The following is a 12,235-nucleotide window of genomic DNA, read 5'->3' on the forward strand; positions in this document are numbered from 1 at the left end:
ATCTCCGGCCAGCGGCCGTTGGCCGCAGCAATGGCATCAGAGGCCATGACGGATCGCTCACCAGCCCTGGCTGAGGACCACGTCGCGTGGAGCGGATCCGCGGTCTGAGGAAGCGAGCGCCTCGCTGCGGATGAAGCTATCCAGCACCTGGCGCAGGGCAGCTGAGCGGCTGAGGGAGCCGTGGCGCCTGCGGGCATCCAGCCAGGCCAGCTGCTCGTGGGTGATCGAAATGCTCAACGGCATTGCGTAGTCAGACATCGGCGTTGTGCTCGCGAACTGCAGCTTAGTGGCCCAGGCCAGCCCTCGTTAGGCTGAGCCTGTTAAGGAGCATGGCTAGCGCCTGTCCTGACTGCCTGTGATCCCAATGGCTCTAATCGTTCTGCGTGACTACCAGCAGCAGCTGCTGGCCAATCTCCGCGCAGCTCTCAAGGTCCACCGCCGGGTCTGTGCCGTCATGCCCACCGGCGCAGGCAAGGGTCAGACCATCGGCGCCATCGTCCGCGGCGCGGCCGGCAAGGGCCGGCGGGTGCTGGTGCTCGCCCACCGGGCTGAGCTGATCGAACAGCTCACGGGCACAGTGCGGGCCTGGGGGCTGGAGCCGGATGTGATCGCGCCCGGCCAACGGCTGCAGGGCCGCCAGGTCGCCGTGGGCTCGGTGCAGACCGTGGCCCGGCGGCTGGAGCAGCTGCCACCGCCGGATCTGATCATTCAGGACGAGGCCCACCACCTGGTCGCCGGCAACGTCTGGGGCCGGATCATCGAGGCTTGGCCGAGCGCCTACCTGATCGGAAAAACTGCCACCCCCGAACGCCTCGATGGCAAGGGGCTGGGCGTGGAAGCCGGCGGCTATTTCGAGGCCCTGGTGCTGGGGCCCTCAGCGGCCTGGCTGGTGGAGCAGGGCTGGCTGGCCCGGCCCAAGGTCTTCTCCTGGCCAGGAGCCCGCAACAGCAAGGGGCAGGGCCCCGAACTCCGCCGCCGCATGGGCGAGTTCGATCTGGAGCAGGCGGCACGCGCCTACGGGGACCGTGCCGCCATTGGCGATGCGGTGTCGCACTACCGCCGCCGGCTTCACCCGGGCACCGCCATCTGCTTTTGCTGCACGATCGAGCATGCCGAACAGATGGCCGGCGCCTTCCGCGCTGCGGGAATCCGGGCCGCGGCGGTGAGCGGTGGTACGCCGGCCGAGGAGCGCAAACGCCTGATTGCCGGGCTCGGCACCGGCGAGGTTGAGGTGCTCAGCAGCTGCATGATCATTTCCGAGGGCACCGACATCCCCTCAGTCGGCGGCGCGATCTTGATGCGCCCTACCGCCAGCCTCTCGCTCTACCTGCAGATGGTCGGCCGGGCCCTGCGTCCCGCACTTGGGAAGAACGAGGCGGTGATCCTCGATCACGTCGGCAACGCCCATCGCCACGGCCTGCCCACCGATGAGAGGGAGTGGAACCTGGCCGGCCGGCGCCGGCGGGAAGGGGTCTCGATTCCGATCAAGGAATGCCCGCTCTGCTTCTGCAGCTGTCCCAGCGCCGCACAGGTGTGCCCCGACTGCGGCCACCTGTTCCTCGCCGACGAGCGCGATGAGCAGCGCCGCGGGCTCCAGCAGCTGGAGGGCGAACTGGTTGAAATCACGGGGGCCGCCCGCCACCGGCCCAAACCCAATCAGCAGCAGAGGCCCCGCCGCACGCACCCGGCAGCCGGCTGCCGCACCTTCGAGGACCTGCTGCAGAGGGAGCAGGAACGTGGCTACAAGCCGGGCTGGGCCAGGCACGTCTGGGCTGCCCGCCAGCGCAGCGCTTAATGAATGACTGGCTTGCCGTCTACTCCAAGGAGTTCAGCTTCCAGACCCAGCTGTTGGGCCGCGGCCACAAACGGAGCATCCAGGCTGCAGAGGGTGGCGCCACGGCCGCTGGCAATGGCCAGGTGCAGGGCATCGGCCGCTCGCAGGGTCGTGCTCCAGCCGCGCAGGCAGGCGTTGGCATTGCGGAAGTCCTGCGGCTCCAGTTCCAGCACCAGCAGGCCCGGCGCCAGGCTGCGTTCAAAACCCTGCAGCACCGCTTCGGCTTGTGACTGGCTCAGGGCCTTGGTCCGCACCTTCAGGCCGAGGGCGGAATGGAGCTCGGTGACACTCCAGGAGCTGATCGCCAGCGGGGCACTGGCCTTAGCCAGAAATGCCGCCGCCGTGGACGAATGCACTTCCGGCGTCAGTACCGCCAGCAGCACACAGGTGTCGATGTAGAGCATCAGGCGCCGGGCTCATCCCGCAACGCGCGCATGGTCTCCACGCCGCTGGTCGGCTGCTCGGGCAACGAGTCACGCAGGGCTGCGAGCTGGGGCAGCAGATCACGCACGCTGCAGCGTGGCACCAGCTCGGCGATGGCCTTGCCGCGCCGGGTGATCACCACCGCCTGGCCAGCCTCCACCGCATCCAGAAGGCTGGAGAGCTGGGTCTTGGCTTCCGCCACCGTCACCTGCACCATGGCCGTTGACCATCTGGATGACCAACTCTAGGCCGAGCTTGCAGCCCGGCAACAGGAGGCATGGCCTCCTCCCCCAGCGAACACGAGATCCAGCAGCGCATCCGCCTGGCCTGCGGCCGCGGGCCGGTGCGGCTCTGGCGGAACAACACCGGCGCCCTGGTCGACCAGCAGGGGCGCTTCGTGCGCTTTGGGCTGTGCAAGGGCAGCAGCGACCTGATCGGCCTGCGCTCACTGGAGATCACGCCAGAGATGGTCGGCCAGCGGGTTGCCCAGTTCGTTGCCCTGGAGGTCAAGACCGCCAGCGGGGTCGTCAGTTCTGAACAGCGGGCCTTTCTGCAGCTCGTGCAGCAGCTCGGCGGGGTGGCAGCCGTCTGCCGGTCAATCGAGCAGGCCCAGGCTGTTCTGGACCTCGGTCCCGCGGGAGGGCCAGGCGCATGAAGCGGCCGGAGTTGCGGCGGCAGCTGCAGGCCCTGGCCCGCCGCCATCCAGGCCTCCACCCCTACACGCTGGCCCTGCGCTTCCAGGCCCAGACGGGCCGGGTGCTCACCGGCCAGCAGGTCAAACAGCTCTTGGCCGAGCCAGGAAACGACCGAGACCAGCCTGCCAAGCTGTAACAAGCTATGGCTAGCAGTGCCAAGCAGCGCTTAGGATCGGGCTATGGCACAAGCAAAGAAGCCCGTCAAGCGCACCTATCAGGCCGTTCTGGACTGGCAGGACGAGTCCCGCCGAGCCTTCGGGAAGATGCTGCTCAACTGGCGCCGCCGCAATGGCTGGACCCAGTACACCGCCTGCGAGTGGGGTGCGGAAGCCGAGTTTGAGGTGATCTCCTACGGCAACCTCTCGGTGATCGAGCAGGGCAAGGCCGGTGAGCTGCGCCAGAAGGCCTTCTTCCAGCTCGAGGAGCTCAACCGTCGCCTGGCGGAGAAGGACTGGGGACCGGTCAAGTCCCAGCGGTTGAAGGACCAGCTGAAGAATGCGGAGCCCCTGCGCGGCGATGACGACAAGCTCTGGGATGCCGTGGACTTCTGGAGCTGCTACATCGGCTATGTGCCGGTGCCGAGCACCTATCAAACCGCTCCGGCACCGACACTGACTGCCAAGCGAGCGGAGGAGCTCTGTCAGAAGTGGCGGCAGCACGTGCGCCGAGTCATCAAAGAGCGCGGTTTTGATGTCACCGAGGCTCTGGAGCTGTTGGAGGCCAGCGTTCCATCGGAGCACCAGAAGCGATTCCGCGAGGTGTTGGCTGTGGATGACTACAGCCCGGCAGAGCTCTCCCAGCTGTGGCTGGAGGGGGAGTACTTCATGCCCGAAAAGTGGATCATCCTCTGGGACGAAGAAAATCCAATCATTTAGGCCCGCCAAGCACCCCTGACATGGCGACCAGGACGAACCCGAGCCGGGTCAGGGTTGCGCCTAGCGTCAGCTAGCCGCTAAGCTCAGGCCAGCGGGCACAAGCCCGGCTCTCAGTTGCCATGACGCAATCCCCCGCACGCGCAGGCGTGCCACCCGACGCTCTCGAGCTGCTCGGCGAAAAAGGCGGCGCCGAGCGCGCGCTCACCGCCGCCCTGGCCTCCTTTCAGGAGCAGGTGCAGGCCGTTCCATCCCTTGATCTGGCTGCCGTGGTCGAAGCAGCCAAGCCAGCTTTCGCTTCTGGCATTGCCTTCAGCGCCCAGCTGGTCGACGTCCGCGGCCGCCACAAGTTGCGCGTCATCGTGATGCACGCCGGCGGCGCAGAGGTCACCAGCGAGGAGTGGGCCGACGAGGTCGACGACTTGCTGCAGGCCGCCGGCTGGATGCTGGCCATGCTGCTGGGCATTCCCTTGGCCAAGCAGGCTCGGCCTGTAGAGGCTGAGATAGCAGGGGCAAAGAGCCTCGTAGTCGTCGGGACTCCCGATACAGCGGCTGGGCCTGGGTCCAGCAAAGAGGAAGACACGGCTCCAGTGGTTGACGGCGATGTCGCTCTGGAGCCGCTCACGCCCCAGGAGATCGAGGCCACCCACCAGCGAATCCTCGCCCTGCCGCAGGCCGCTCGCCAGGCGCTGACCAAGGCCTTCCGCGAGCACTTCCAGGTGCCGCGCAATGCCCGCTCGATTGGCGACCGGATCACCCAGCACCAGCACGCCGCCTTCATCGATCACTTCCTTGAGGAGTGCGAAGAACAAGGCCGGGGTGGCGCCGCGGCGCCGGTGGCGCCATGAAAGGCCTTCGTCGCTACGGCGAGCAGCCCCGCTCCCAGGCCGGCCGCCATTTCATCCAGACCCAGGTGCGCACCGACGTCTACCTGCGAGTCCGCGAGGTGATGGAGCGCCACAACCTCTCGGCCAGCGGAGCGGTGCATCACCTGCTGCGCGAGCGCTTTGGCCTGCCGCCCCTTCCCCCTTTCGATCAACAGCCCAATTCCACCGTTCACCCCGATTCATCCCATGGCTAAGGACATCTTCCGCACGCCCCTCGCCGAAGTGCGCTGGGCCCACCTGATCACCCCAAGACACCAGCTCGACAAGAGCAAACCCAAGGCCTGGACCGCCGATCTGCTGCTGCCAAACAGCGATGAGAAGGCCCAGTCCTTCCTGCTGGCGATGGAGGACCAGTTCATCGCCCTGCACGGCAGCCGCAAGCGTCGTGCCGAGAAGGGCTTCCCCTGGAAGCCCGACAAGGAGAAGCCCAGCGAGATCACGGTGGTGCGCTTCAAGGTGCCGCAGTTCCAGCGGCGCGACGGCTCCCTCTCCGAGGGGCCCCGCATTGTTGATGCCAAGAAGCAGCCCTGGGATGGGGCTGCCATCGGCAACGGCTCGAAGGTGATCGTTGCCTTCGACATCTACGACTGGGATGGCGAAAACGGCTGCGGCATGACCTTCCAACCCCGTGCCGTCCAGGTCGTGGACTTCGTGCCCTACGAGCAGGTCGACCCCACCGATGGATTCGACGAGCTGGATGGGTACACCACGGGTCGTGGCTCCGATGACGGAACCGCGAGCGGTTGGGCCGTCGATGACGACGACGAGGCCCCCTTCTGATGGGCTCGCCGTACGTCACCAGCAGCCGGGGCGGTGGGCGCCGCCCCCAGCTGCCGGCCTTCTGCCGCACACGCCGGCCCACCACCGTCGCGGTCACAGCCAGCAGCCTCGTTGGGTTGCGTGGCCTGGTGCTGCTGGGGCTCCTCTTTCAGCTCAGCACCCTGCTGCTCGTGATCGCCGGGCCCGTGCCGCCGCGGCCCGTGATCAGCACCAACACCGCCTTTCGCTCCGCCGTCGCCGATGCCGGTGGGAGTTCAGCCAAACCGCTGTCAGACCGATGAACACCACAACCACCGGCTCCTTTCCTGTCAGTCCTCTCGCCTCGATGGATCACCCCGCTCTGGTTTCCCGTTCCTGGAACGGCACGCCGATCTCTCGGCGCACCACCGATGGCTACGTCAATGCGACGGCCATGTGCAAAGCCAATGGCAAGCGGTGGAAGGACTATCGCGAGTCCGACCGGTGCCAGCTGTATCTGGATGCCTTGGAAAGCGTGGCCGGAATTTCCGTCCACGCCCTCGTTGAGTCCCGATCAGGCGGTGCCGGCGGCGGCGGCACCTGGGTCCATCCCCAGGTCGCGGTCGACCTGGCTCGCTGGATCAGCGCGCCGTTTGCGGTGTGGATGGACGGCTGGTTCCTGGACAGCGTCCAGCAGGCTCACCCGGCTCCTGTGGAAACACCCGCACCTCGGCTTAGGGAGGCCGAGGTGATCGCCCTGGTGGAGCGAAGCATTGGCTTGTTCGAGCGGCTGGGCGGGCTGGATCAGCGGGATCAGCTCCTGTTCAAGGACATCGTCCGCAGCAACGTGCTGACCGCCAGTGCTGGGTTGCTGCCCGGTGCGCCGACTGACGAGGAGCTCACCTTGGGAGATGCCTGGTTGGAGGTGTTCCAGCAAGCGCTGCCGCGCAAGCAGTTCTGCGCAGCCGGCAAGCTCGTGGCCAGGGCTTACCGCGAGGAGTTCGGCGAAGAACCTCCTTGCCGCCAACAGTTTGTGGATGGGGCACCGCGCCAGGTCAAGAGCTATCGCCGCTCCTGGTTGATCAAGACCCTCCAGCGCATCCGCGCCCAGCTGGGGGGAGCCTGATGGACACCGCCACAACGCCCACCCGCCAGCGGGTCTGGGTCACAACGGCAGAAGCCTGCGCTGCCCTGGGGATGAGCCGCGAAACCCTCCGCCAGCTGCGGCTGCGGGGGGTGCTCACCCCGGGCAAGCACTACCGCCGCTGGGGCTGCACCCAGGGCCGGGGGCCGCTGCAGTGGCACCTGGAAAACGTGGAGGCCACGATCACTGGCTGGAGCCGGCGCCATCTGCGGTTCTGACGCTGCAAAGGGGCGGAGGACACCAGCTCAGGTGAAATCAGGGACTCGGAAGTAGCCGGCAATGCACTCAGGATTGCGAATGGCGATCTGAGCGTGACTCTTTGCCTTGAAGCCTGATCCTGGAAAGAGATCTTGGCCTTCAACAAAGATGCCGTAGACACTGTCATAGGCTTCGAGGCCGCTCTCTTCCCTGAGCTTGTGAACCATCTTGATCACGAGGCAATCGAGGGGCCGGTAGAGGTAGATGCCGTTCTCCTTTGCACCATTGGATGGCAGCTTTCCGCCCTCGCTTTCGAGCACGAGCTTCACTTTCTCGTAGGCAACCCGTAGTTCATCAAGCGCTCCATAGTCCGTCAGGTTGAGGCAATGACCTGGGTAAGCGAAAGCTCCCAGAACAGAGGGCTCAGCCATCTCTTCCGGCTTCTTTTGTTGTTTCTCTCTCGCCCAGGTCATGGCGCGGGAGGGGCTGTCGACCCAGAAATAGATTCCTGGCCCCAGCCAGTCGTATTTGTTCTCGCTTGGAATCGGTGAGGTCTTGCCTTCGAGCACAAGCTCCGCAAGAGATCGATCGCAGCCGTGATGCAGAAGAAGGGGGCCGAGGCTATTTCGAACCGGCTTCGCCATCTTCAGGCCAATACGAGGGATTCCAATGGCCCTTGGAATCGAGGAGACCGGCAGAGATCAGGAATTGCTTGGCCCAGCCGGGCTCCTTGATCTTCTCATCCACCCAAGCCAGGTTCTCGGACGTCAGGCGCGTCTGTTGGGCGGAGGCTTCGGGCGTGCCCTGGCCTGCTGGATTTTGGTGGGGGGTAAGCAGGGCCATGGAAGCACTGGCCTCGTGGGCCCTGAACTGTAGGTCTGTGGGGTGGTGTTGCGGTGTGGGGCGAACCATTCGCCACGAAGCCGCCCCAAAGATGGCTCGCTCAGCGCGACCTGTCATGGGCAACAGGCTCTGCCAGCGGTCACGGGTTTCTGACCGGCCGGCTTCAGGAGGCGAGCAGGCGCTGCTCCGCCTTGGCGAAGGCGTCATCCACCACGTCATCCCCGCACCAGCGGCTGTAGGCAGCCAGGTGGGTCTGCACGCTGTGGCCCATCGCCGCGGCCACCACCTTGGGCGGCAGGTCGCAGATCACGTGGGCGCGGTGGGCGTAGCCATGGCGGCAGGAGTAAGGCACGAGCTTCTCGCCCTTGGACTCGTACTCCTGCCGGAGCTTGTTCCAGAGGGGGCGTCGGTGCAGGTACTGCCTGATGTCGTTGCCGCAGAAGCCGGAACGCATCGGCGGGAGATCGCCAGGGCGGAAGTGCTCGGCCAGCTTCCAGTCGGCTGCCCAGTCATCACAGGGCAGCAGCCGCAGGGCGCGAGGTTTGGTCTTGCCGCGGGAAGCCACCTTTTCATAGGTGCACCACAGGCGCCCATCGCGCAGCTGCAGGTGCTGGAGCTCCTCGGGGCGCAATCCGTAGGCGGCCATCAGCTGGAAGGCCAGTCGCCACCGCGGGTCGGGCAAAGCCCGCACCAACGCCAGGATGTGGCTTACCTCCAGGGGGGTGGTGACTGCTTTGGCGGAGCGTGACCGCCCCACGAAAGGGCTCAGGTCGGTTGGTGGCTCCCATTGGGTTGCTGGGAGTTGGCCCTGGGCCACCGCCCAGCGGAGCAGCGCCGAGGTGGCCTGCATCTGAATCTGCCTGGTCCGCCCACCGGGCTTGTCTGCCCAGTGCAGGGTGAGGCGATCCAGCAGCTGGGTGGCGCTTCGGGGTGGCTGTCGGGTGGCGAAGGCTTCCAGTACCAGCTTCATGTGGTGCCGATGCACCCTGGTCCAGGTTGACTCCTTGATTTCGCCGCTGCGGATTTTGTACTCGCGATAGCGCTCGATCAGGGCTTTCCAGTCTATCTGCTGTTCAGGAATTGCCCTATGAGCAGTAGTAGATCCGTCATCTGATTGCTCTGATGTGGTAAACGCGATCTTCTTCGCTGCCTGTTCTGGCTCTATTCCGCTGCTGAAATCGTCGTAGATCCTGCAAACGGCCTCGCCAATCTTCTTGGCGTGATCGAAGTGCCAGGGGATCGGTAGTTGTATCTGACGCCGCTTGCCGCCGCCCGCTTTGGCCGTGATGTTCAGTCTGGCGAAGCCGCGGTGCTCCGTGAGCGCCCAGCCCCTTGGACATCCCTTGCGGGACAAGGCATGAGCGGTCTCGACGCGGATGGCGATCTCCCAGGGGGCTGCCTCAGCCATGTGAGAAGGTCTGTGAGAAGGTCGGCCCTACAGCCTGGCACGGCCTGTCAGGTGCGGTCAGCCGCTGGAATCCCTAAAGCCAGTGCCAGACTGGCTTTTTGGGGGATTTCTCAGTCCTGGACTAGAAGCGGGTGACCGGACTCGAACCGGCGACGTTCAGCTTGGGAAGCTGACATTCTACCACTGAATTACACCCGCATTCAATCACTCTAGCAAGGCCCTGGGCGTCCAGAAGGCGCCCAGGGCCAGCACCTCGCCAGTCAGGGCTTGCTGGGGGCCGCCGCCGCCGGCTCCTCGCACTGCACGGCCGCGGAGAGGGCCTTGCGGGCGGCGATCACCGCCAGGGCCTTGGGCTTCAGCTCATTGGCAGCCTGTTCAAGCGTCTGTGTCTTGTTGGCGGAGGCTGCGGCCACCTCCCCACGGAAGCCGTCGAGCACCTTGCTGAAGGCTTCCACCCTCAGCTTCTGCAGCTGGTTCTCCGAGGTCTTCAGGGCTGCGATCGACTGCTCCAGCGTCTGCTGGGCCGCCTTCGCTTCACCCACGGTGGAGGCGGGGGTCAGGGCCGCCACCTGCTCCAGGGCCTGGTTCACCGTGGCCAGCTCGGTGCAGATCGCCGCTTCGGTCTTCTGGGTCTGCTGGGACAGGTCGGCGCGCTGGCAACCGGCGGTTGCCAGGCCCAGGCAGAGGGCGGCGGCGAGGGGGAGGCGTCGCAGGGCAGCAAGGGTCATGGGATCAAAAGCGTCCGCCATGAACCTAATTCGTCCCTCGCCACCCCGCCACCCCGCCGTGGAGGTGCTCAGCCGGCCAGTTCCGCCGCAGCCGCCGCCACGCCGGCGCCGGTGGCTGCCTTGGCCAGTCCCAGGGCCTGCAGGGTGGCCTCGATGGCCGCCACGGCCGTGAGCACGTCGCGGTCGCAGACGAAGCCCAGGTGGCCGATGCGGAACACCTTGCCCTTGAGGTGGTCCTGGCCGCCGGCCAGCAGGATGTCGAAACGCTCCTTGACGTGCTTGCGCAGAAGCTCGGCATCGAGGCCCTCCGGCGCCACCGCCGTGATTGCCGGGCTGCCATGGCCCTCGGCCGCGTAAAGGGGCAGGCCGATCGCCTTCATCGCCGCCTGGGTGGCGCGCCGATGGCGATCGTGGCGGGTGAAGATCGCCTCCAGTCCCTCCTCCTGCATCATCCCCAGGGCCGCCTCCAGGGCGAAGTAGAGGTTGATCGCCGGGGTGAAGGGATTGCTGTCGTCGTCGGCAGCTTTGCGGTACTTGCCCAGATCCAGGTAGAACTTGGGCAGATCGGAGCGCTCGTAGGCCGTCCAGGCCCGCGCGCCCATGGCGACGAAGCTCAGGCCCGGCGGCATCATGTAGCCCTTCTGGGAGCCGGAGCCCACCACGTCCACGCCCCAGGCGTCCATGGGCACGTCGCAGGCCCCCAGGCTGGTGACGCAATCAGCGATGGTGAGCGCCGTGCCGTGGGCCTTCACATGGCCGGCGATGGCCTGCAGGTCGTTGATCACCCCGGTGGAGGTTTCCGAGTGGGTGAGGATCACGCCCCGGATCTCCTTGGCGGTGTCGGCCTCGAGGGCGGCGCGGAAAGCTTCCGGATCGAGGGGCTGGCCCCATTCCGCCTGGATCACCTCCACGGTCAGCCCGTAGGCCTTGGCCACCTTCACCCAGCGTTCGCCGAACTTGCCGTTGTCGCCGCAGAGCACCTTGTCGCCGCGGCTGAGGGTGTTGACGATCGCCGCCTCCATCGCCGCGGTGCCGCTGCCGGTGAGCACCAGCACGTGGCCCTTGGTCTGGTGCAGCCACTGCAGCTGCTCGGTGGTGTGACGCACGATCTTCTGGAAATCGCCGCTGCGGTGGCCGATCGGGTGGCGGGCCATGGCCTGCAGGACGGTCTCCGGCACCGGGGTGGGGCCGGGGATCATCAGAGTGAGCTTGTCCTGCATGAGCGGTGGGGAGCGAAGGAGCGCGGGCCCGGCGAAGGCGAGGCGATCGACCACCATAAAAAACAGCGTTCCCGCCGGCCATCGATTCCCTGCGCCCCCCCTCGGTGCCCCAGCGGGGCTTCACCCTGCCGGTGTGGCTGGCGGCCGCGGCGCGGGCCGCCCTCGGGGCCCTGCAGGGGGATCCTTTCAGCGCCGAGGTGCCCCTGGAACTCCTGCAACCGCCAGGGATGGTGCCAATTCCGGTGCGGGCCGCCGCGCGGTTGGGGGAGGGGTTGGCCCTGGGGGAAAGCTGCTGTGACCCGGGCGAGGGCCTCGACCTCACCCGAGGCCTGGTGGTGTGGGTACTGGCCCGCTGGCTCCCGGGCGACGGGCCCTGGCTGGGGCTGGAGCCCGGTGAGGGGGTGGGGGTCCACGCGGCGACCGGGGAGGCCTGCCTGTCCACCTATGCCCAGCAGCTGCTGGAGGCCAACCTGCGGCCCCTGGTGCCGGCTGGCCGCCGTCTGGGGCTCACCCTGGTGCTTCCCGAAGGCCGCCGCCTGGCGGAGCGCACCAGCAATGCGGCCTTCGGCGTGGTGGAGGGACTGGCCCTGATCGGCACCCAGGCGGAGGTGCAGGCGGGCGCCGACCCGGACCAGCTCGCCCGCACCCTGGCCGAGCTGGCCGGCCGGGTCGCCGCCCCGGGGGCCGGCGTTGACCTGGTGCTGGTGATCGGCGAGAACGGCCTCGATCTGGCTCCGCGGCTGGGACTGCCGCCGCAGCTGCTGCTCAAGGCGGGCAACTGGCTCGGGCCGGTGCTGGTGGCAGCGGCTGAAGCGGGGGTGGAACGGCTGCTGCTGTTCGGCTACCAGGGCAAGCTGATCAAGCTGGCCGGCGGCATCTTCCACACCCATCACCACCTCGCCGATGGCCGCGCCGAGGTGCTCACCGCCCTGGCTGCCCTGGAGGGGGCCACTGGATCCACCCTCGAAGCCCTGCATGGGGCCGCCACGGTGGAGGCTGCCCTGGCTGGGCTGGAGCAGGCCGATCCGGACCTGGCCGGGCGCCTGCGGGCGCGCATCGCCGCCGCCATCGAAAGCCGCTGCCAGGCCTACCTGGCCAGCCATGGCGCCCCGCCGGTTGCCGTGGGAGCAGCCCTGTTCGATCGCGCTCGCCAGGTGAGGGTCTGCGGTCCGGTGGGGGCGGCGCTGATGGAGCGTTTCAGGGGCGCGACCTAGGGTGCACCCACCGATACCGGGCCCTGGCCCT

The 12,235-nt window shown here is 67.1% G+C and carries 19 protein-coding genes and 1 tRNA gene; 10 read left to right on the forward strand and 10 right to left on the reverse strand.

The features are described 5' to 3' along the window. Positions 1-57: 57 nt before the first annotated feature. Complete coding sequence (locus tag KBZ33_RS10990) at positions 58-258, reverse strand: hypothetical protein (RefSeq protein WP_254953133.1); 201 nt, start codon at positions 256-258, stop codon at positions 58-60. 106 nt (positions 259-364) lie between these two features. On the opposite strand from KBZ33_RS10990, the gene KBZ33_RS10995 reads away from it, so the two are divergent. Continuing rightward, positions 365-1,795 carry a DEAD/DEAH box helicase gene (locus tag KBZ33_RS10995; RefSeq protein ID WP_254953131.1) on the forward strand — a complete coding sequence of 477 codons (1,431 nt, stop codon included), beginning with the start codon at positions 365-367 and terminating at the stop codon, positions 1,793-1,795. On the opposite strand, the gene KBZ33_RS11000 is transcribed toward KBZ33_RS10995, so the two are convergent. After that, the gene (locus tag KBZ33_RS11000) at positions 1,792-2,238 is read right to left on the reverse strand and encodes a type II toxin-antitoxin system VapC family toxin (RefSeq protein ID WP_254953129.1); all 447 of its coding nucleotides are present in this window, start codon (positions 2,236-2,238) and stop codon (positions 1,792-1,794) included. The two genes, KBZ33_RS10995 and KBZ33_RS11000, sit on opposite strands and share 4 nt — an antisense overlap. Beyond that, the gene (locus KBZ33_RS11005; protein WP_254953127.1) at positions 2,238-2,474 is read right to left on the reverse strand and encodes a type II toxin-antitoxin system Phd/YefM family antitoxin; all 237 of its coding nucleotides are present in this window, start codon (positions 2,472-2,474) and stop codon (positions 2,238-2,240) included. The genes KBZ33_RS11000 and KBZ33_RS11005 overlap by 1 nt, the downstream gene beginning before the upstream one ends. Before the next feature lie 60 nt (positions 2,475-2,534). Between KBZ33_RS11005 and KBZ33_RS11010 the strand changes: the two genes are divergently transcribed. The 3 genes from KBZ33_RS11010 to KBZ33_RS11020 are packed head-to-tail and all read left to right on the forward strand — an operon-like array spanning position 2,535 to position 3,827. Then, on the forward strand, positions 2,535-2,912 hold the full coding sequence (locus KBZ33_RS11010; RefSeq protein ID WP_254953125.1) for a VRR-NUC domain-containing protein: 378 nt from the start codon (positions 2,535-2,537) through the stop codon (positions 2,910-2,912). Then, positions 2,909-3,088, forward strand: coding sequence for a hypothetical protein (locus KBZ33_RS11015; protein ID WP_254953123.1), 180 nt, complete (start codon positions 2,909-2,911; stop codon positions 3,086-3,088). Before KBZ33_RS11010 ends, KBZ33_RS11015 begins: the two co-directional genes overlap by 4 nt. A 43-nt stretch (positions 3,089-3,131) precedes the next feature. Next, complete coding sequence (locus KBZ33_RS11020; RefSeq protein ID WP_254953122.1) at positions 3,132-3,827, forward strand: XRE family transcriptional regulator; 696 nt, start codon at positions 3,132-3,134, stop codon at positions 3,825-3,827. 110 nt (positions 3,828-3,937) lie between these two features. Here KBZ33_RS11020 and KBZ33_RS11025 read toward each other — a convergent pair whose 3' ends face one another. Next, positions 3,938-4,636 carry a hypothetical protein gene (locus KBZ33_RS11025; protein ID WP_254953120.1) on the reverse strand — a complete coding sequence of 233 codons (699 nt, stop codon included), beginning with the start codon at positions 4,634-4,636 and terminating at the stop codon, positions 3,938-3,940. Between the two features lie 32 nt (positions 4,637-4,668). Between KBZ33_RS11025 and KBZ33_RS11030 the strand changes: the two genes are divergently transcribed. From KBZ33_RS11030 to KBZ33_RS11050, 5 genes are read left to right on the forward strand one after another with little or no spacing between them, the layout of a single operon-like run. After that, positions 4,669-4,905 (forward strand): hypothetical protein, encoded by a 237-nt coding sequence (locus tag KBZ33_RS11030; RefSeq protein ID WP_254953119.1) that lies wholly within the window; start codon positions 4,669-4,671, stop codon positions 4,903-4,905. Beyond that, positions 4,898-5,491: a hypothetical protein gene (locus KBZ33_RS11035; protein ID WP_254953118.1), complete on the forward strand. Its 594-nt coding sequence runs from the start codon at positions 4,898-4,900 to the stop codon at positions 5,489-5,491. Before KBZ33_RS11030 ends, KBZ33_RS11035 begins: the two co-directional genes overlap by 8 nt. After that, on the forward strand, positions 5,491-5,772 hold the full coding sequence (locus KBZ33_RS11040; RefSeq protein WP_254953116.1) for a hypothetical protein: 282 nt from the start codon (positions 5,491-5,493) through the stop codon (positions 5,770-5,772). The genes KBZ33_RS11035 and KBZ33_RS11040 overlap by 1 nt, the downstream gene beginning before the upstream one ends. Beyond that, the gene (locus tag KBZ33_RS11045) at positions 5,769-6,575 is read left to right on the forward strand and encodes a KilA-N domain-containing protein (protein WP_255011773.1); all 807 of its coding nucleotides are present in this window, start codon (positions 5,769-5,771) and stop codon (positions 6,573-6,575) included. The genes KBZ33_RS11040 and KBZ33_RS11045 overlap by 4 nt, the downstream gene beginning before the upstream one ends. Further along, positions 6,575-6,811: a helix-turn-helix domain-containing protein gene (locus KBZ33_RS11050; protein WP_254953114.1), complete on the forward strand. Its 237-nt coding sequence runs from the start codon at positions 6,575-6,577 to the stop codon at positions 6,809-6,811. Before KBZ33_RS11045 ends, KBZ33_RS11050 begins: the two co-directional genes overlap by 1 nt. Before the next feature lie 27 nt (positions 6,812-6,838). On the opposite strand, the gene KBZ33_RS11055 is transcribed toward KBZ33_RS11050, so the two are convergent. The 6 genes from KBZ33_RS11055 to KBZ33_RS11080 form a co-directional block, all read right to left on the reverse strand. Then, the gene (locus tag KBZ33_RS11055; protein ID WP_254953113.1) at positions 6,839-7,435 is read right to left on the reverse strand and encodes a hypothetical protein; all 597 of its coding nucleotides are present in this window, start codon (positions 7,433-7,435) and stop codon (positions 6,839-6,841) included. Beyond that, a complete protein-coding gene (locus KBZ33_RS11060; RefSeq protein ID WP_254953112.1) occupies positions 7,413-7,634 on the reverse strand; it encodes a hypothetical protein in 222 nt (73 codons plus the stop codon). Before KBZ33_RS11060 ends, KBZ33_RS11055 begins: the two co-directional genes overlap by 23 nt. 163 nt (positions 7,635-7,797) lie before the next feature. Beyond that, positions 7,798-8,604: a hypothetical protein gene (locus KBZ33_RS11065; RefSeq protein WP_254953111.1), complete on the reverse strand. Its 807-nt coding sequence runs from the start codon at positions 8,602-8,604 to the stop codon at positions 7,798-7,800. A 564-nt stretch (positions 8,605-9,168) separates the two neighbouring features. After that, positions 9,169-9,240: transfer RNA gene (locus KBZ33_RS11070), tRNA-Gly, on the reverse strand. Between the two features lie 62 nt (positions 9,241-9,302). Beyond that, complete coding sequence (locus KBZ33_RS11075; RefSeq protein ID WP_254953109.1) at positions 9,303-9,770, reverse strand: hypothetical protein; 468 nt, start codon at positions 9,768-9,770, stop codon at positions 9,303-9,305. Between the two features lie 68 nt (positions 9,771-9,838). Continuing rightward, a complete protein-coding gene (locus KBZ33_RS11080) occupies positions 9,839-10,990 on the reverse strand; it encodes an alanine--glyoxylate aminotransferase family protein (protein ID WP_254953108.1) in 1,152 nt (383 codons plus the stop codon). A gap of 80 nt (positions 10,991-11,070) precedes the next feature. Here KBZ33_RS11080 and cbiD point away from each other — a divergent pair, with 80 nt between their 5' ends. Beyond that, positions 11,071-12,204 (forward strand): cobalt-precorrin-5B (C(1))-methyltransferase CbiD, encoded by a 1,134-nt coding sequence (gene cbiD, locus KBZ33_RS11085; RefSeq protein ID WP_254953151.1) that lies wholly within the window; start codon positions 11,071-11,073, stop codon positions 12,202-12,204. Positions 12,205-12,235: the final 31 nt, after the last annotated feature.

Source organism: Cyanobium sp. Cruz-8D1 (genome assembly GCF_024345975.1).
GTDB lineage: Bacteria > Cyanobacteriota > Cyanobacteriia > PCC-6307 > Cyanobiaceae > Cyanobium.

Coding starts and splice junctions, on each gene's coding strand:
- KBZ33_RS11020 (WP_254953122.1), top strand. CDS start 3,132: ATGGCACAAGCAAAGAAGCCCGTCAAGCGCACCTATCAGGCCGTTCTG.
- KBZ33_RS11010 (WP_254953125.1), top strand. CDS start 2,535: ATGGCCTCCTCCCCCAGCGAACACGAGATCCAGCAGCGCATCCGCCTG.
- KBZ33_RS11030 (WP_254953119.1), top strand. CDS start 4,669: ATGAAAGGCCTTCGTCGCTACGGCGAGCAGCCCCGCTCCCAGGCCGGC.
- KBZ33_RS11065 (WP_254953111.1), bottom strand. CDS start 8,604: ATGAAGCTGGTACTGGAAGCCTTCGCCACCCGACAGCCACCCCGAAGC.
- KBZ33_RS11055 (WP_254953113.1), bottom strand. CDS start 7,435: ATGGCGAAGCCGGTTCGAAATAGCCTCGGCCCCCTTCTTCTGCATCAC.
- KBZ33_RS11050 (WP_254953114.1), top strand. CDS start 6,575: ATGGACACCGCCACAACGCCCACCCGCCAGCGGGTCTGGGTCACAACG.
- KBZ33_RS11000 (WP_254953129.1), bottom strand. CDS start 2,238: ATGCTCTACATCGACACCTGTGTGCTGCTGGCGGTACTGACGCCGGAA.
- KBZ33_RS11075 (WP_254953109.1), bottom strand. CDS start 9,770: ATGACCCTTGCTGCCCTGCGACGCCTCCCCCTCGCCGCCGCCCTCTGC.
- KBZ33_RS10990 (WP_254953133.1), bottom strand. CDS start 258: ATGTCTGACTACGCAATGCCGTTGAGCATTTCGATCACCCACGAGCAG.
- KBZ33_RS11035 (WP_254953118.1), top strand. CDS start 4,898: ATGGCTAAGGACATCTTCCGCACGCCCCTCGCCGAAGTGCGCTGGGCC.
- KBZ33_RS10995 (WP_254953131.1), top strand. CDS start 365: ATGGCTCTAATCGTTCTGCGTGACTACCAGCAGCAGCTGCTGGCCAAT.
- KBZ33_RS11060 (WP_254953112.1), bottom strand. CDS start 7,634: ATGGCCCTGCTTACCCCCCACCAAAATCCAGCAGGCCAGGGCACGCCC.
- KBZ33_RS11040 (WP_254953116.1), top strand. CDS start 5,491: ATGGGCTCGCCGTACGTCACCAGCAGCCGGGGCGGTGGGCGCCGCCCC.
- KBZ33_RS11080 (WP_254953108.1), bottom strand. CDS start 10,990: ATGCAGGACAAGCTCACTCTGATGATCCCCGGCCCCACCCCGGTGCCG.
- KBZ33_RS11005 (WP_254953127.1), bottom strand. CDS start 2,474: ATGGTGCAGGTGACGGTGGCGGAAGCCAAGACCCAGCTCTCCAGCCTT.
- KBZ33_RS11045 (WP_255011773.1), top strand. CDS start 5,769: ATGAACACCACAACCACCGGCTCCTTTCCTGTCAGTCCTCTCGCCTCG.
- KBZ33_RS11015 (WP_254953123.1), top strand. CDS start 2,909: ATGAAGCGGCCGGAGTTGCGGCGGCAGCTGCAGGCCCTGGCCCGCCGC.